Source organism: Wolbachia endosymbiont of Cruorifilaria tuberocauda, assembly GCF_013365475.1.
GTDB lineage: Bacteria > Pseudomonadota > Alphaproteobacteria > Rickettsiales > Anaplasmataceae > Wolbachia.
Genome location: NZ_CP046579.1, coordinates 689509 through 707015 on the forward strand (window position 1 = coordinate 689509; position 17507 = coordinate 707015).

General features: G+C 32.2%; 16 protein-coding genes. 5 read left to right on the forward strand and 11 right to left on the reverse strand.

Translation table 11 applies throughout. The features are described from left to right. Window positions 1-14 precede the first annotated feature (14 nt). The 5 genes from GOY13_RS02750 (at window position 15) to GOY13_RS02770 (ending at window position 7051) form a co-directional block, all read left to right on the forward strand. Window positions 15-1214 carry a deoxyguanosinetriphosphate triphosphohydrolase gene (locus GOY13_RS02750; protein WP_175814285.1) on the forward strand — a complete coding sequence of 400 codons (1200 nt, stop codon included), beginning with the start codon at window positions 15-17 and terminating at the stop codon, window positions 1212-1214. Next, on the forward strand, window positions 1214-2437 hold the full coding sequence (ribD, locus tag GOY13_RS02755) for a bifunctional diaminohydroxyphosphoribosylaminopyrimidine deaminase/5-amino-6-(5-phosphoribosylamino)uracil reductase RibD (RefSeq protein ID WP_175814286.1): 1224 nt from the start codon (window positions 1214-1216) through the stop codon (window positions 2435-2437). The genes GOY13_RS02750 and ribD overlap by 1 nt, the downstream gene beginning before the upstream one ends. 492 nt (window positions 2438-2929) lie before the next feature. After that, entirely contained in the window at window positions 2930-4837 is a 1908-nt protein-coding gene (gene mnmG / locus GOY13_RS02760; protein WP_175814287.1) for a tRNA uridine-5-carboxymethylaminomethyl(34) synthesis enzyme MnmG, read from the forward strand. Between the two features lie 7 nt (window positions 4838-4844). Then, window positions 4845-6590, forward strand: a complete 1746-nt coding sequence (locus GOY13_RS02765) for an aminopeptidase P family protein (protein WP_175814288.1) — start codon at window positions 4845-4847, stop codon at window positions 6588-6590. Window positions 6591-6682: 92 nt separating this feature from the next. Beyond that, window positions 6683-7051 carry a hypothetical protein gene (locus GOY13_RS02770; RefSeq protein WP_175814289.1) on the forward strand — a complete coding sequence of 123 codons (369 nt, stop codon included), beginning with the start codon at window positions 6683-6685 and terminating at the stop codon, window positions 7049-7051. 13 nt (window positions 7052-7064) lie between these two features. Here GOY13_RS02770 and GOY13_RS02775 read toward each other — a convergent pair whose 3' ends face one another. The 11 genes from GOY13_RS02775 to GOY13_RS02820 form a co-directional block, all read right to left on the reverse strand. Next, complete coding sequence (locus tag GOY13_RS02775; RefSeq protein ID WP_175814438.1) at window positions 7065-8045, reverse strand: beta-ketoacyl-ACP synthase III; 981 nt, start codon at window positions 8043-8045, stop codon at window positions 7065-7067. Then, window positions 8038-9075, reverse strand: coding sequence for a phosphate acyltransferase PlsX (gene plsX / locus GOY13_RS02780; protein ID WP_175814290.1), 1038 nt, complete (start codon window positions 9073-9075; stop codon window positions 8038-8040). The genes GOY13_RS02775 and plsX overlap by 8 nt, the downstream gene beginning before the upstream one ends. A gap of 10 nt (window positions 9076-9085) precedes the next feature. After that, a complete protein-coding gene (gene rpmF / locus GOY13_RS02785) occupies window positions 9086-9268 on the reverse strand; it encodes a 50S ribosomal protein L32 (protein ID WP_175814291.1) in 183 nt (60 codons plus the stop codon). A gap of 971 nt (window positions 9269-10239) precedes the next feature. After that, on the reverse strand, window positions 10240-10638 hold the full coding sequence (gene ccmE, locus GOY13_RS02790) for a cytochrome c maturation protein CcmE (protein WP_175814292.1): 399 nt from the start codon (window positions 10636-10638) through the stop codon (window positions 10240-10242). Continuing rightward, window positions 10622-10759, reverse strand: coding sequence for a CcmD-like small membrane protein (locus GOY13_RS03590; RefSeq protein ID WP_458694608.1), 138 nt, complete (start codon window positions 10757-10759; stop codon window positions 10622-10624). The genes ccmE and GOY13_RS03590 overlap by 17 nt, the downstream gene beginning before the upstream one ends. Further along, complete coding sequence (locus tag GOY13_RS02795; RefSeq protein ID WP_175814293.1) at window positions 10756-11550, reverse strand: biotin--[acetyl-CoA-carboxylase] ligase; 795 nt, start codon at window positions 11548-11550, stop codon at window positions 10756-10758. Before GOY13_RS02795 ends, GOY13_RS03590 begins: the two co-directional genes overlap by 4 nt. Beyond that, window positions 11547-12941 carry an NADH-quinone oxidoreductase subunit N gene (locus GOY13_RS02800; protein ID WP_175814294.1) on the reverse strand — a complete coding sequence of 465 codons (1395 nt, stop codon included), beginning with the start codon at window positions 12939-12941 and terminating at the stop codon, window positions 11547-11549. Before GOY13_RS02800 ends, GOY13_RS02795 begins: the two co-directional genes overlap by 4 nt. Next, window positions 12938-14383, reverse strand: a complete 1446-nt coding sequence (locus GOY13_RS02805) for a complex I subunit 4 family protein (RefSeq protein WP_175814295.1) — start codon at window positions 14381-14383, stop codon at window positions 12938-12940. Before GOY13_RS02805 ends, GOY13_RS02800 begins: the two co-directional genes overlap by 4 nt. Before the next feature lie 3 nt (window positions 14384-14386). After that, the gene (gene nuoL / locus GOY13_RS02810) at window positions 14387-16246 is read right to left on the reverse strand and encodes an NADH-quinone oxidoreductase subunit L (RefSeq protein WP_175814296.1); all 1860 of its coding nucleotides are present in this window, start codon (window positions 16244-16246) and stop codon (window positions 14387-14389) included. Window positions 16247-16249: 3 nt separating this feature from the next. Further along, window positions 16250-16558 (reverse strand): NADH-quinone oxidoreductase subunit NuoK, encoded by a 309-nt coding sequence (gene nuoK / locus GOY13_RS02815; RefSeq protein ID WP_175814297.1) that lies wholly within the window; start codon window positions 16556-16558, stop codon window positions 16250-16252. Beyond that, window positions 16549-17136 carry an NADH-quinone oxidoreductase subunit J gene (locus tag GOY13_RS02820; RefSeq protein ID WP_175814439.1) on the reverse strand — a complete coding sequence of 196 codons (588 nt, stop codon included), beginning with the start codon at window positions 17134-17136 and terminating at the stop codon, window positions 16549-16551. Before GOY13_RS02820 ends, nuoK begins: the two co-directional genes overlap by 10 nt. Window positions 17137-17507: the final 371 nt, after the last annotated feature.

Below are 17507 nucleotides of genomic sequence, written 5' to 3' on the forward strand. Positions count from 1 at the left end.
AGTAAAAACTTTACATGTCAAACAACAATTTTCTGTTAAGTTATGCGTGTTTTCCACATAAAACAAGGGGAAGGTATTTTAAAGAATTAGAGGATGAAAATCGGAGTTGTTTTCAGCGTGATAGGGATCGTATTATACACTCTAATGCATTAAGAAAATTAGGGTATAAAACACAAGTCTTTATTAATTATGAGAATGATTACTATCGCACACGTCTGACTCATAGTCTTGAAGTTGCGCAAATTGCAAGATCTATTGCACGTATGCTCGGTTTAGATGAAGATATCACTGAATGTATAGCATTAGCACATGACCTTGGGCATCCTCCATTTGGTCACACAGGTGAAAACGCTCTAAAGAAATCAGTTCAAGATTTAAACATTGATAATGAGAAGTACGGATTTGACCATAACGTTCAAGCTATAAGGATTCTGACTCATCTTGAACAAAAACACGCTGATTTTAACGGCATGAATCTAAGTTGGGAGGTAATTGAAGGAGTTGCAAAGCATAATGGTCCTCTGCTCGGCCAGAATGCATCATTCCACACAAACAATCAGCTATTGTTAGAATACAATGAAAAATATGATTTAAAACTTGAAAAATTTTCAAGCATCGAAGCACAGGTCGCTTCGATTGCAGATGATATCGCATACAGCGTTCATGATCTTGATGATGCATTGAGAGGAAATTTAATAACTGTAGAAGACCTGTTCAGTATTCCTTTAATTGGACAAATATTTGAAGATATAAAAAGAAAGTATTCAGGATTATCCCAGAATAAACTTACACATGAATCTCTCAGTAGAACCATAGGAATTATGATAAGTGACGTTGTTTCTCAGACTAAAAAGAACATTGAGGATTATAAAATAGAAAGTGTAGAAGACGTAAGAAGTTTAAACAAGATGCTAGTTATATTCTCACCAGAAGTTGCAAATGCTACAAAAGAAATGAAAAAATTTAATATAGAAAAAATATACAAGAGCTATAAACTCAATAGGACTATGAATAAAGCAAAACGTATAGTACAAGAGCTTTTCAAGTGTTTTTATGAAAACCCTGAGCTATTGCCTATAGAGTGGTGTAGGCTTGCTTGTGAGTTTGAACGTTCAGTAGTAATATGTGACTATATCTCTGGTATGACAGATAGATTTGCCATATATGAACATAGAAGAATTTTTGATACCTCATATGAAATGACTTCCTTCTAATGACAGATAACCATTTCATGTCAATAGCATTAAAGCTTGCGGAAAGAACTCTTGGGAGTGTTGCACCAAATCCTGCTGTTGGATGTGTTATTGTAAAAGATGATGTGGTAATTGGGAAAGGTTATACAGGAATTGGTGGACGTCCACATGCAGAAATAATTGCCCTACAAAGGGCTAAAGATTTAACTCATGGTGCGACTATGTACGTTACTCTTGAACCATGCTGCCACTTTGGAATCACAGAGCCTTGCACTACAGAAATTATAAGATCTGGAATAAGAAGAGTAGTAATTGCGACAATCGATCCTGATGAAAGAGTTCTAGGCATGGGAGTCAAAGCTTTAGAAGAAGCTGGAATTGAAGTTGAGCAAGGCATCATGCAAAAAAAAGCAGAAAAATTGAACATTGGGTTTTTTACTACCAAGAAATTACATAGACCATTCATAGTTTGTAAAATCGCAACAACTCTTGATGGGAAGATTGCAACGTTTACAGGTAATAGCAAATGGGTAACAAGTAAAGATACAAGAAATTGGGTACATGAACTAAGAGCAAAACATGATGCAATTATGATTGGTAGCAATACTTTAATTAGTGACAATCCACTGCTAACTTGTAGGCTACCAGGACTTGAATGTAGATCACCAATCAGGCTGATTATTGACAGTCAAGAAAAATTGAAAGAAGAGCACAATATTGTAAAAACTGCAGATAAAGTAATGACTTGGGTAATCACGAATAAAGAAGTAGAAAGGAAAATACAAAATATTAACTATTTAATAGTCAATTCAAATAGAAAAATTCCTGTTGCTAAAGTGTCCAAACAAGTGAATCGAGAAATTTCAGCTTTAAAGCAGTATACTAAATGTTTATATAACATACACAAGATTTCTGAGTCAGATATTAAAGAAATGCAAGAGCAAGAAAAACCTGATGTTTTCGATAAAATATGTCTAAAAGACATGGCATCAAAACTTGTTTCAGAAATCGGTATAACAAGATTATTAGTTGAAGGTGGCATGATATTAACAACAGAACTATTAAAGTCTAATTTAATAGACAGATTAATAGTCTGCCGTAGTGGTAAAATCCTTGGTAATGATGCTATTCCTTTTATAGGAAATTTGGGAATTCAATTCATTAACAACTGTTATCAATTCAAGAAAGCAGAAGTAATAGATCTTGATCAAGATATAGTCGAAGTTTGGGACAAATTACCTTAATTTTTGCATATCCAGGTATAAAGAAAAAGGTAGAAAACCTACCCTTTTAGTTAACTCATAGTAATGTCAAGTCTTGTTTTCCTTATTTAGATTAGCTTCAGTAGATAAGTTTTTAGTTTTCACTTCAATTTTTTTTCTTAAATCAAAATCCTCTCTTTATTTACTCAGTACTTCAGATATTGAATCATCATTTACTTTTCATTTTTATGAATCCACCTAAGGAACAAAGCAAGCAGCAAAGTATAGCAATAATAAATGCAACTAACTTAATCATAACACTTTATATTACTCAATATTTACATATCAAAATAACTAAATTTTTTATTATTATGATAAGGAAATCAGCAAGTTTTATAAGTAATATTTAATCTATATTTTTATGTCTTAAGAAATCTGAATGTTAGTTAATTGCTTGAGTACCTGCATTGCTGTAAAATTTGACATTTACCACTAATAACTGGAATATTAAAAGTGTCAATTATTTAAAAAAGCATGCATACATATGATGTAGTAGTAGTAGGTGGCGGTCATGCTGGTTGTGAAGCAGCTGCAGCCGCAGCTCGCCTTGGTGCATATACACTACTTATAACTCACAAAGTCTCAACCATAGGAGAAATGTCTTGCAATCCAGCAATTGGAGGGATTGCAAAGGGTGTTGTAGTCAGGGAGATCGATGCTCTCGACGGGATAATAGCAAGAGCAATTGATCAGGCAAGTATACACTCGGTTATTTTAAATAGCAGCAGAGGTGCAGCAGTATGGGGACCACGTGCACAGGCAGATCGAAAATTATATAAGAAGGCAATACAGAAAATTATTCTAAATTATGATAATTTAACAGTAAAAGAAGAGTCCGTTGACGATTTTCTTATTGAGAGCAATAGCAATGGAGAGCAGTATATCAAAGCAGTTATAACAAGCTCTGGCGAACGTATACTGACAAGTAAAGTAGTTTTAACTACAGGAACCTTTCTGGAAGGTATAATCCATATAGGTAAACGAACAACTCCATCAGGAAGAATGGGAGAGAAGTCTACAATAGGGCTTGCAAATACATTAAGAAAATACAATTTTAAACTAGGCAGATTGCGTACAGGAACTCCACCAAGACTTGATCGTAGTACCATAAACTTCTCAGTACTGCAGGAACAAGCAGGAGATAATCCACCTATACCATTTTCTTATCTCACAGAAAAAATCAAACAACCTCAAGTTTCATGCTTTATTACTTATACTAATGAAAACACACATAGGATAATTCAAGAGAATCTTCATAAATCAGCTTCTTCATATCTTTGCAACATCGTTGCACCAAGATACTGTCCGTCAATTGAAACTAAAATTAAAAAATTTATGAAAAGGAATAGTCATCAAATATTTCTAGAGCCAGAAAGTCTTGATGATAAAACTATATACCCAAACGGAATCTCAAATTCATTGCCTATCGAAGTACAGCGTGAGATGGTAAGGAGCATTAAAGGACTTGAGAACGCAGAGATGTTAAGACCTGGTTATGCAGTTGAATATGATTATATTGACCCAAGAGAGCTATTTCATACCCTAGAAACCAAAAAAATTAGAGGGCTATATTTCGCAGGTCAAATTAATGGAACTACAGGATATGAAGAAGCAGCAGGGCAAGGAATTATTGCTGGAATTAACGCAGCACTTTCTGCAGTTAAAGAAAAGAAAAGCTTTATTCTCAGCCGCACAGATTCATATATTGGTGTAATGATAGATGATCTAGTCACTAAAGGAGTAACAGAACCTTATAGGCTATTTACCTCACGTGCAGAATATAGGCTTTCAATCAGATCAGACAATGCAGATAGAAGATTAACACAAAAAGGATATGATATTTCACTTGTATCGTATAAGAGGTACTCTGCTTTACAAAGCAAACTTAAGTCTATTAAGCAACTCGAGAAAGATTTAGAGAACTTAATAATCACCCATGAACAGCTTAAGTCTTATGACATAAAAATATCTTATGATGGAATAAGAAAAACAGCCCTGGATTTACTTAGCTACCCAAATATCAACTGGAATAAGTTATATAAAATATGGCTAGAATCAAACAGTGTTATGCCTCAAAGTGGTACTATAAGAAATGAAATATTCGAGGCAGTTGCAATTGAAGCAAAGTACAAGCCTTACCTAATAAGGCAAGAAGCAGACATGCAATTTTTGCAGGAGGAAATTAATACTCAAATTCCAATTGATTTCAACTATTCACAAGTTCATGGTCTATCAAGTGAAGTAATAGAAAAATTACATGCAGTAAAACCATCAACAATTGGTATTGCAAAGCAAATACAAGGTATTACTCCAGCAGCAATAGTTAGTATATTGGTGAATTTGAGAAACAAAAAAATGAAAGCATTAACAAATTCTGCGTGAGGTACTTGTGTCAAAACTAGAAGAATTTCGTTCTTTTATGTGTAAAATAAATGTAGATGTATTTATGTTGCGCACTAATGATGAATATTTAAATGAACACTCAGATGAGTTAACCAGGTTATGTGGTTTTACAGGAACAAATGGCTTGCTCTTTGTTACAAAGAACAACAAGTGTATATTTTTTACAGATAGTCGTTATATCATGCAAGTTCATAATCAGATCGATCTGAGAAGTTTCCAAGTATATAATATACAAGAGAAAGAGCCATGCGAATGGGTAAAAGAAAACTTAACATCAACCACTTCACTAGGCTATTACTTGCAGTATTCTACTGCAAAAGAGATAAGAAAATATGAAAAAATCTGTAGATTAGTACCTTATTCAATTAAAAAAGAAAAAAATCATAAAGAACAAATGATAGTTTCGTACACATCTGAGTACTCAGGTGAAAGTAGCAAGAGTAAATGTGAAAGAGTAATCAAAAGTATAGATCAAGAAATCGAAGCAATATTTCTAGCTGACCCGAATTCAATTTCTTGGTTATTAAATTTAAGAAATGAAAATGCTAAGTATAATCCATGCATACTAGGTAGTGTTCTATTATATAGAAATGGTATGGTTGATTTATTTATTCAAGACAAAGAATACTCAACTATACAAGCAAATTTGGATGACAATATAAATATTCTTGACGCTAGCGAACTAGAAAGTTCATTATGTAAACTAAACTCGATAATGATAGATCCAAGCACAACTCCAATGAGTATTATGAATATAATACAAAGCAATCATCTGGTAGTTGAAAAGGAGGATCCTTGCTTAATTCACAAGGCAATAAAAAATAAAACTGAAATAGTTGGAGCTATAAATGCACACATTCGGGATGGGGTAGCAGTAACAAATTTTCTATGCTGGCTTGAAAATAATGTCAATAAGTCTCTTGTAGATCCATATATTATACAAGCAACTAGTAATGAAATTACCGAACTCAACGCTGAAGCGAGACTCTTAAAATACAGAAAAGAGCAAGCTCTGTTTAAACAATCAAGCTTTCCAACGATATCTGCATTTAATGAAAATGGGGCAATAATTCATTACCGCTCAACCTATGAGACAAACAAAGTAATCCAAAAAAATGGACTATATTTGATTGACTCTGGTGGCCAATATCTTGATGGTACGACTGATGTTACAAGAGCTATAGCAATAGGCAACCCTACTAATGAGCAAATAACTCACTATACAATAGTATTGAAAGCTCACATCGCTATAGCAAGTGCAATCTTTCCTTTTAGTACCACTGGCGGAGAGCTAGATATACTGGCTCGTGTTCATTTATGGAGATTTGGAATAGATTACATGCATGGTACAGGACATGGAGTAGGAAGTTATTTATCAGTGCATGAAGGGCCACAAGCAATATCAAAAGGAAATGAAGTAAAACTTATGCCAGGAATGATACTTTCTAATGAACCTGGTTATTACATTCCAGGAAAGTATGGAATAAGGATTGAAAATTTGATGTATGTTAATAGACAAGAAAATGGTCTTTTAAACTTTAAACAACTGACTTCTATTCCATATGACAGAAGGCTAATATGCCAGCAAATGCTTACTAAAGATGAAATTAAATGGATAAATAATTATCACAAATTCGTCTATAAAAACTTAAAAAATAATGTCAGTGATAAGAAATGGTTAAAGAAAATATGTGCCCCTTTACAAATAAAAAAAGAGATTGCTAATCTTTAATGATACTGATAGTTGTAATAGGTACAATCATATTGTCTTTAGCTTAAAAACAATATACAATAATAAGCACATATTTCCAGGTAGGTATAGTTATGATAGATAAAATACAGGAAGATGAGTTTATGAAACAGTATATGGATACTTGTAAAGAACAAATAGAAAAATTAGCTAAGGACCCTGAATTACTCAATCAAACCTTAAAACCATTTATGCAAATGTCTCAACAGCTCATGGCTGGTAGCATGTTAGAAAGCTCTATACCTGATATAGTATCTAATTTAAGCAGCATGGATATCAATAAAGTTATTATTCAGATGAAGGAAATGATCGACTATATAAAAAGCAACTATAAGGAGATTATGAAAAAAGATGATTCTCAGATTCAGGAGCTCAACGAAGCTAGTAAGAAGTTGAGAGGTTTAGTCAGAAAGCTAATAGAAAAAATCGAAAACAATAAATAACAAGGTTGCAGTGTTAGTAGCGTAGTAACACAGAACCCCATGTTAGACCTGCGCCTATTGCAATTAGTAGCCCCAAGCTTCCTGGTTTTATTTTTGATTTTTGTATTGCATAATCAAGTGCTAATGGAATTGATGCTGCTGAGGTGTTTGCATGCTGATCAATTGTATTGACTACTTTTTCTATAGAAAAGTCTAACTTCTTTACTACAGCCTCAACAATACGAATATTTGCTTGGTGTGGGGTTAACCAATCAATATCAGTAATTTTTAAATTATTAAATTCTAGTGCTTCCTCTACCGAGGAAGTTAATTTATCCACTGCATGCTTAAACATTTCTCTCCCACTCATACATATTTTCCCAGGACTGCCAGTTGAAGATACACCACCATCTGTATATAATATACCTATATTCCCATCAGAATATAGGTTAGTTGACATTATTCCACTCATAGACTTCTCTGTTATATCATTATAATGGATTACAGATTTTATTACTATTGCACCAGCACCATCACCAAATAGTACACAAGTAGATCTATCTCCCCAATCAACAATTCTAGACATTACCTCAGCACCTATAACTAGCGCATATTTAATGCTATTACTAGCTTTAATAAGAGAATCTGCGACTGTAATTGCATATATAAAACCAGAACACGCTGCTTGTATATCAAAAGCAAACGCATTTTTACACTTTAACCTGCTTTGTACAATAGTTGCACAACTAGGAAAGGTTTTATCAGGAGTTGTTGTTGCTACTATGATTAAATCAATTTCATCTACTGAAATTTGAGCTCTTTTTATAGCATCTTTTGCTGCATTAACAGCTAGATCTGACGTTAATTCTTCTTCACCTGCTATATGCCTTTGAGTTATTCCTGTCCTCTCTCTAATCCATTCATCACTTGTTTCAACTATTAATGCAACCTCATCATTACTCAACTTTTTTTTTGGTAAATAAGACCCAGTACTCAATATTAAACTTTTATTCAATGTGGCCCACCTCATTAACTATCTTCTGGTTTAAATTTTCACTAATAACACTCACTGCAAACTTTATAGCATAAGCAAAAGAAACAGCATCAGAATTTCCATGACTCTTAATGACTACACCATTTAACCCTAAAAACATAGCTCCATTTCTAACTTGTGGATTGAAACGAGTTAGTACCTTACTAAGTTTGGATCTTAATAATATACCAATAAGCAATCTTGATACCCATGAGCTGAGCACTTCCTGCTTTATTAAATTAATAAAAGCACTAGCAGTTGCCTCCGCTGTTTTAAGCATTACATTGCCTACAAAACCGTCAGTAACAATCACATCAATAGTACCTTCCAGAAATTCACTTGCCTCTATATATCCCTTAAAATTAATACTTGGAGTGCCTTTGAGTAACTCAAAAGCTCCTCGAACTGAGTCAGTACCTTTAATTTCTTCTGTACCAATATTTAGCAAAGCAACTTCAGGATTGTCAACTTTCAATGCTATTCTTGCAAAGGTACTTCCCATCAATGCAAATTGAAATAATGAGTCAGCATTACAATCAACATTTGCACCAAGATCAAGCAACACAAAGCTTTTTGCTTTAGTTGGACAAACAGACACAATAGCAGGACGATGGATATTTGGCAGTATTCCTAGAATAAACCTAGAAATTGCCATCAATGCACCAGTATTACCTGAAGAAACTGCTCCAGAAGCCTTACCTCTTTTTACTGCCTCAATAGCTGCTTTCATACTTGAATCTTTGCGATGCCTTAGTGCAAAAGAAGGTTTGTCATCTGCAAGAACACTGTCAGAACAATGAATCAGCTCAGAACTATCACTTACCTTCTTATATTTTAAAAGTAAAGGAGATATCTCTTCTTTATTCCCATAAATATGAAAAAAAACCTCAGTACCTGAGTCAATGAGGTTCTCTAAAAAAAAACTAGCACCTTGAATCACTGAAAGAGGCGCAAAATCACCACCCATAGCATCAAGCGCAACAACTATGTTACTATTAATCTGGGATAACATATCATAATAATTACTCTTTTTGTTGTTTTATGAAAATACGTTTTCCTTTATAGCTGCCATCAATTGCAATGTTATGAGATAACATAAATTCTCCAGTTGCCGTACATACCGCAATATTCTTAGGTTCAATGGCAAGGTGAGAACGATGCATATTGCGCTTTGATCTTGACTTTTTTTTCTTTGGAACTGCCAAAACTCTCCTCCAGTTACTATAAAAATTTAGTTAATGATTAACATGTTTCTTATAAAAAGTAAATATTGATAGCGAAATAAGCAAGATTTTCCTATGTGATTAGCTAGTCCAAGTTTTAAACCTAAGTATTTCAGAAAAATATATGTACCTCAAATATACTTTGGCTACATATGAAACAAAGCTAATTTGACGCTAAGGTAAGTGTACTATTTCATAGTATCATACATTTAATGATATAGCAAATCAGATCATAGAAGTAGATTTTTCTTTACTAACTGTTAAGCTGAATTTATTGAATCACCACTACAAAGTAATTATACTAGTTCTAAGCAATCTTATAATATTAAAAAAGGTAAGATACCAATTGTAGAGAAACTATTATAATATACATTATTCAGCCATAGATATAATAATAATTTTAAATATTTGATTTACTAAGAATCTTAGTATTAATATACTACATGGTTTCCGAGATCAACTACAATTAAATATATATGTAATATATAAAATATATAGTGCAACTTTCAGTACATTGCTCCGTTACTAATCCGCTATATTAGATTCAAAGCCTACCTAAATAAATTTAGGGACTTATTTAAGGATTCCAATCTACTTAACTATATTACATATAAAAAATAACATCCTCAACTATAAAGAACACTCTAGTGACATCACAAAAAAAGGAAAAGTAATTAGCAAGCAAGAAGCTCAATGTAATTGAATTAGGAGAGACGAGTAAGTGCATTCTTAATAGTATTAATTAACTAGATAAAAAAGGATATGGCTACAACAGAAATTGCACTCAATTGATAGAAACTATATTGACATACAACATCAAAGATAGATCCAACTTTATATAAAACATAGCAAAAAGGTAGCTGTATCATAGCAAAGAACAGACCATAACGAAATTTTAAAAAAGTAATCATATGGAGAAATTCATTTGCTATATATGGACGAAGTAAAAACACCTATTTTATTATCTGCTTTCGTGGCATATAATTTTCGTCATGCTTTGCAAACACTGTATCTGCTAGAAAGACTCCATTGTCAAACATTCTGCCTTGTACAACAACACCACTCTTTTCTGAGAACATCGGAGGAAGTATTCCCTGATATTTTACTAAAACGCTCTTGTTAAAATCTGTCACTTGAAAAATCACTTCATCCTCACTATGTACTACACTATCCTTAACAACTACTCCACCAATACGAATTGACTTCTGATTACTTGATAAAGCTACTGCTTCACTCACCGTATAAAAAAATGAGATATTTTCTTTGAGAGCTATTAAAGTAAGGAAGAACATACAATTTAAAAAGAAGAAAATTCCTGAAGTTATTATTAATCTCTTATATCTTCTTTTCATTATTATCCTTAAGGCTCCTCAAAGTTTCTTTGCTTCTGATGTAACAAGAAACAGTGAAAATTAGCTCTCCAACAATTAATACAAAACTAATAAGATAAGCAAGTATTACATATGTACTCATAATGAATTATTAATAAATAACTCGCCTGTATCGAAGTAAATCAAGTCTCCGTTTTTTTTTTGTAGTAGCAATTTACCATCTTTATCTATACCAATAAAAATTCCTTCATACAACCTACCAGCTAATTTTATGCTGATTTGCTTATTCATTTTAAATGCTTTCTTCAACCACATTTCTCTTATAGAACAAAATCCATCAAATATCCATTGTTTTCTTAATTTATTAAAACTTATTACTAATTTTTTTAGTAATTCTATATTAGACAAAGTCTTACTGTAACTGCTAATACATGTTGACCATGAAAATGGTGCATGATGGGTATTAATCCCAATTCCTATAACTAACCAATCTGAATTGGATTTTTTTTCAAGTAATATTCCACTTATCTTCTTACCATTTACTAGAACATCATTTGGCCATTTATATTGAATACTATCACCTACATATGTGAGCAACGTATTGCCAACAGCAAGGGCTGTAACAAAAGTTAATTCTGTCAACTTACTTAGACTATTTTTGTTATTCCAATATAAAATACTAGAGTTCATTATCGGAATAATACTAGTATAATTACACACAGAATCTATGATTAAACTAACATAAAAATTACCTCCCGGAGAAACCCATCTTTTTCCAGCACGTCCCTTACCGTCTATTTGTTTATCGGAAATAATGATAGTTTCATTTGATATTCCTTCATCAATTAAGTCCAATGCTTTTCTATTAGTGCTAGAAACTTCTTTGTAACGATAAATATGAAAACCTTCAAATGCTTCAGAGGCTACTTTCATAATCCTTCAGTTACTAAATGAATTAATGAGTATAAATTTTCTGCATATATAAAAAGAGCAATATTAATTAAAGAAGCTGCTGAAGTACTGATTAATAGACCCTTAGAACAAGGGATCTCATTATTACTAGCCCTATCAAAATACATAACTTTTATAATACTTAGGTAATAATAACATGATATAACACTTGCTATTGCTAATATCAAAGATATAGCAAAAAAGCCTGAATTTATTAAACTTTTAAATACAAAAAACTTAGCTAAAAACCCTGCAAGTGGAGGTATCCCTGCCATTGAAAGTAATAGTACAGAAAGATGAAAAGCTAAAATTGGATGCTTTTTCCCAATACCAGCTAAGTTAGCAACATTACAATTATCATCATCAATTTGTATAAAATATGAGAACAATCCCATACTCATAATGACATATATTATTAAATACATCAACGAACTATCTATTCCAACTCGTGTAAAGACAGAAAGTGAAGCAAACATAAAACCAGCATGGCCAATTGAACTATAAGCAAGTAGCCTTTTTAAGTTTTTCTGCCGCAAGGCTCCGAAAGCAGAAATAAGTACAGATAATACTGAAAAACATAAAAAAATAGGTTGAATGTAATTTCTTACATTTACTAATTCTTCACTAATTAACCGAATCAAAAATGTAACAAGCGCAGCCTTTGGTGCAGTAGAAAAAAATGTGGTGATAATAGTAGGTGCACCTTGATACACATCTGGAGCCCATACATGAAAAGGAACAATGGCAAGTTTGAAACACAAACCAATAAAAATAAAGACTAACCCAAAAACTATCCCATAAGTCATCTGATGATCTTGTATAAATAAACTTAACTGAGAAAAGTCAATTTTTCCTGTATATCCATAAAGAAGTGATATCCCGTACAACATAATACAAGAAGATAGTGTACTGAGTACGAAATATTTTATGCCTGCTTCACATGAATATGCTGAATTTTTATTAAAACTTGCAAGAATATATAAAGGTATACTCATCAGCTCAAAAGCTAAATAAAAAGAAAGTAAACTATTTGTTGAAATCAAAGTTATCATACCAAACAATGTAAAAAGAATCAGTATCGAAAATTCATATTCGTACTCATGCCTTGATAAATCCAGCAGTAAAAGTACTAAAATTCCTATGACAAGAATCAATCCTTGAGATGATCTAATATATAAATTGAATCTTAGTAGCGAATTAAAGAAAAAAACTTCATTGTTCTCTGTTGAAAGAATTAAAATGATTAAAGTTACAGCTGTGCAGCTAAGTGCCAGCAAATTAACAACACGACGACTAGACACAATTCCAAGTAGCAGCAATACTAAGGAAGAAACAATAGAAAAAATTTCTGGCAGCACCTGGACATAGTTCATAGGGCATTATACTTAACTAATAAATTTGCTATGCATGGCTTCAAATGACTTAGTACAAGGGTTGGGTAAAATCCAAGTAAAACAACGACCAATGCAAGCAAAGCTAGAATAAAAAACTCTATGATATCTAATTGATTATTCAATAATTTAGAACAGCTATTGCCTCCCCATATTATTTGCTTGCATAAATTCAACATATAAACTGCACTCAAAATAGTGCCAAGCGCAATGAATCCTGTAAAAAATCCTATACTTTTGAATAACCCAATCATAGCTAAAAACTCACCTATGAACCCAGATGTTCCCGGTAACCCTATTGAAGCCATTGAAAATAAAATGAACATAAAACTAAATTTCGGCATAGAGCTTACTATGCCAAAATGTTTTGCAATTTTCAGAGTTCTACTCCTAGTATATAGCATCCCTACACATAAAAACAAAGCAGAAGAAATAAGGCTATGACTAATCATCTGGAAAATAGCACCTAGCATACCTTCTTCGTAAAACGAGAAGAGACCAGCAGTAACAATACTCATATGTGCTATTGAAGAATAGGCTATCAACTTTTTTATATCATCTTGAGCAAATGCAACTAATGAAGCATAGATTCCTGTAATAATGCTGAGTGCAATAACAAAATTTGAAAGATATAAACTTGCCTGAGGAAGCATTGGGATAGAAAATCTTAAAACCCCATATCCACCCATTTTGATAAGCAACCCAGCCAAAATTACAGATCCAGAAGTCGGTGATTGCACATGTGCATCAGGGAGCCAAGTGTGAAATGGGAACATAGGTATTTTTATTGCAAAAGAAATGAAAAATGCAACCCATAATAACAATTGTACTTTAAAATCAAGACTTGGTGCTAATGTAGCAAGTTTCTGTATGTCAAACGTCTCAAAAGTACTATAAATGTATACTAACCCAAGTAAAAACAACAATGAACCTGTAAGTGTATAAAGAAATAACTTAAATGTTGCATATATTCTGCATTTCCCACCCCAAATGCCAATAATAAAAAACATTGGCACTAAAACAACCTCAAAGAATACATAAAAACTTATAGCATTTAATGAAATAAAGAAACCAATTACAAAACTTTCAAGAAGCAAAAATAACGCCATATATGGCTTTAGAGCTTTATAACTCATTTTGCAATTATATAGCATACACATGCCAAATAAGAAAGTTGTAAGTAGAAGAAAAAACAAAGATATGCTATCTATCCCTATTCCAATATTTTCAATTGGGTAGCTTACAAATTGAAACTCTGAATTATTATGATTGAACTTTATACAGGCTACAATGCTAAGTAAAAATGGAGATATAACAAAGAATAAGGCAAGAAGCTTTAGATATATAGATTTATAATCAATCTTAGTTAGAGATAAGATTAATGCACCAGTTAGCGGGAACAAGAATATACCAAGTAACAGCACTTTTTATTTAATTCCAATAACACATAAAGCACTGATTACCAAAGCAATAAACATAATGAATGCATAATCAAATATATAACCAGTTTGTAGCTTTACAGAATTCTTTGAACACTCATTGACTAGCTTTATAGCACCATTTGGTCCAAATGAATCAATAGCCTTAATATCAAACTTGTATAGAAGCTTAGATATAAACTTTACTGGTTTAATTATAAACAATTCATATATCTCATCAAAGTACCATTTATTCTGTAGAAATTTAAATAGAAGTCCACTTTTAATCCGTTTAATTATTTGATAATAATAAACTAGATATGCAAGTACTATTCCACTCAAGCTTACTAAAGTCGGCAGCAGTAGCCTTATAAAAAAATTACCAGTTTTATGCTCATCTGTAACTACTAAGCTTGATTTCCAAAATGTATTACTGGTTATATTTAAAACATTTACTCCCCATGCTCCAGAAAACACTGCACCAAAAGCAAGTACTAATAGCGGTATAAGCATAATTATTGGTGCTTCACGAATATTAATTTCATTCTGTTTTGGGCTATGAAACACAAGAAGTAATAATCTCCAAGAATAAAATGATGTAAAGAATGTAATAATCAAACTTATTATAAAAGCAAAACTATCAGCACTATAAGCATGCTCAATTATTAAATCTTTTGAGTAAAAACCTGCAAAAGGGAATATTCCAGAAAGCGCAAGAGACCCAATCCACATAGAGAAACAAGTGTAAGGAATTCTCCTCCAGCAATTTCCCATCTCTTGGATATTTCGTTCATGATGCATTGAACTAATCACATTTCCTGCACCGAGAAACAGCAAAGCTTTAAAAAAAGCGTGTGTCATCAAATGGAAAATAGCAACATTGTAAGCAGAGAGGCCACACGCTATGAACATGCAACCAAGCTGACTGCAGGTTGAATAAGCAATTATTTTTTTTATATCATTCTGAGTAGTTGCAACAGTAGCTGCAAAAAAAGCGGTAAGAGCACCAACACCAACTATTAATTCTCGTGCTATATTTGATAACTCAAATAATGGAGAGCATTTTGCTATTAAAAATACACCAGATGTTACCATTGTTGCTGCGTGAATGAGTGCAGAAGCAGGAGTTGGTCCTTCCATTGCATCTGGTAACCAAATATGTAGACCAAGCTGAGCAGATTTTCCCATACAGCCAATAAAAAGTAATATACATATTATATGAATAATCTTAAATTCATAGCAGAATATTTTCACATTTTTTGCACTAAAAAGATTAGCTATATCAAAAACTTCAATAAATCTTAAAGAATGAGATGTATGATAAATGAGGAAAATCCCAATTAACAGTGCAAAATCTCCTATTCTATTTATAATAAATGCTTTGAGCGCTGCACTGCTTGCAGAATATTTTTGAAACCAAAATCCTATAAGCAAGTAAGAACATAATCCAACCCCTTCCCAACCAAAAAAAAGTTGCACGAAATTGTCACTTACAATCAATATAGTCATACAAAACGTAAACATAGACAAATAAGAAAAGAATCTTGATCTCCCCTTATCATGTTTCATATAACCAATAGAGTAGATGTGAACCACTAGTGAAACAGTATTAACAATAACTAGCATTAAAGATGAAAGAGTATCTATATAAACTGCCCAATCTACTTTCAATTCACTTAATGAAAACAAAGTGAATAAATTCAAGTGGTAATTTTCAGAGAAAGTAAGGAAAACATACCAAGACAAAACCATAGATATCCCAACTCCTATAGTTGGAATTAACTGACTGAAAATACTACTCCTAAAGAAGGGTGCAAATAATGAACCAAAAAATGGCAAAAATATTATTAGTTTCAACATATTCGTCATACTTCATTCTTTCATTAAATTTACCCGCTCAACATCTATGTTGCCGTGGTTTCTATAATATACAACTAATATTGCAAGCCCTGTGCCTGATTCAGCTGCTGTAACAGCTAATACAAACATAACAAAAATTTGTCCAGTTATGTCGTTCATAAAAGCAGAAAAAGCAACCAAATTTATATTAATTGCTAGTAATAATATTTCTACTGATAACAATACGTTAATTATGCTCTTTCTATTAAATAGGATACCAAATACTCCAATAGTAAATAATATAGCAGCAACTACTAAGAAATGATTTAACCCTATTTCCATTTAATTCCCTTTCCGAGTTTAGTTTTAACTAATCTTACAGATGATGAACGTGTCAGTTGTTTTAACACATTTTGCCTTTTTATTTCTCTTTTTTTATCTTGTAAAGCAAGAGCAACTGTACCAACAATTGCAGTAAGTAGCAGGATACCAGAAAGATGAAAGGCATATATATAGTCAGTATATAGCAAATTACCAATAGCTTTTGCGTTATTTATACCATAGTTTATAATATTGTTTATATTCAGTGTTGAGCTATGAATTATAAAGTAGACAATCAGAAAAAATACAATAGATAATATGGCACTGAAAAATAAATGTTTTGCAAAACCATGATTCAGTTTTGTATAGTCAACATCTAGCATCATAACTACAAAGAGAAATAATACTGCAACTGCACCTATATATACCATTAGTATTACCATAGCAATAAACTCAGCCCCAAGAAGAATAAAAAGAACCGCAGAATTTACAAAGGTCAGAATTAAGAATAACACCGCATACACAGGATTCCTTATACTGATCACATAAATAGCAGATGAGATGCTAAGGATTGCAAAAAAATAAAAGAAAAAAGCCATTAATACTTTAAATTGGAACAATAGGTAATAATTTAGAGCAGCTACTGCTATAAAGTCAATAAACTTCTTGCATGAGATAGAGTATTGATTCAATAAAACCACTATGCACTTGCTAGTTTTTTGTCATATAGCTCTAGCTATTCCAACTAGAACTTTCCAACTTTCCGATTAAATAATAAGAATGCTTATGTTTAACATAAATGCCTAACCTCCGTCTATAATGAATGTATCTAAACTTTCAAACTCTGGACTTTTATCTATATAATCAGCAACACATTCATATATAATATGATTAATACACCACCAATGCAAAATTTTTAAATTAGAATGAATAGAATAATTATCTTTGCAGCTTATTTTTGCTCTTTTAT

What these genes read in the sequence shown, in the direction of transcription:
- mnmG (WP_175814287.1), top strand. Translation starts at nt 2,930, where the DNA reads ATGCATACATATGATGTAGTAGTAGTAGGTGGCGGTCATGCTGGTTGT.
- GOY13_RS02770 (WP_175814289.1), top strand. Translation starts at nt 6,683, where the DNA reads ATGATAGATAAAATACAGGAAGATGAGTTTATGAAACAGTATATGGAT.
- ccmE (WP_175814292.1), bottom strand. Translation starts at nt 10,638, where the DNA reads ATGAAAAGAAGATATAAGAGATTAATAATAACTTCAGGAATTTTCTTC.
- GOY13_RS02750 (WP_175814285.1), top strand. Translation starts at nt 15, where the DNA reads ATGTCAAACAACAATTTTCTGTTAAGTTATGCGTGTTTTCCACATAAA.
- plsX (WP_175814290.1), bottom strand. Translation starts at nt 9,075, where the DNA reads ATGTTATCCCAGATTAATAGTAACATAGTTGTTGCGCTTGATGCTATG.
- ribD (WP_175814286.1), top strand. Translation starts at nt 1,214, where the DNA reads ATGACAGATAACCATTTCATGTCAATAGCATTAAAGCTTGCGGAAAGA.
- GOY13_RS03590 (WP_458694608.1), bottom strand. Translation starts at nt 10,759, where the DNA reads ATGAGTACATATGTAATACTTGCTTATCTTATTAGTTTTGTATTAATT.
- GOY13_RS02800 (WP_175814294.1), bottom strand. Translation starts at nt 12,941, where the DNA reads ATGAACTATGTCCAGGTGCTGCCAGAAATTTTTTCTATTGTTTCTTCC.
- nuoK (WP_175814297.1), bottom strand. Translation starts at nt 16,558, where the DNA reads ATGGAAATAGGGTTAAATCATTTCTTAGTAGTTGCTGCTATATTATTT.
- nuoL (WP_175814296.1), bottom strand. Translation starts at nt 16,246, where the DNA reads ATGACGAATATGTTGAAACTAATAATATTTTTGCCATTTTTTGGTTCA.
- GOY13_RS02820 (WP_175814439.1), bottom strand. Translation starts at nt 17,136, where the DNA reads ATGGCTTTTTTCTTTTATTTTTTTGCAATCCTTAGCATCTCATCTGCT.
- GOY13_RS02795 (WP_175814293.1), bottom strand. Translation starts at nt 11,550, where the DNA reads ATGAAAGTAGCCTCTGAAGCATTTGAAGGTTTTCATATTTATCGTTAC.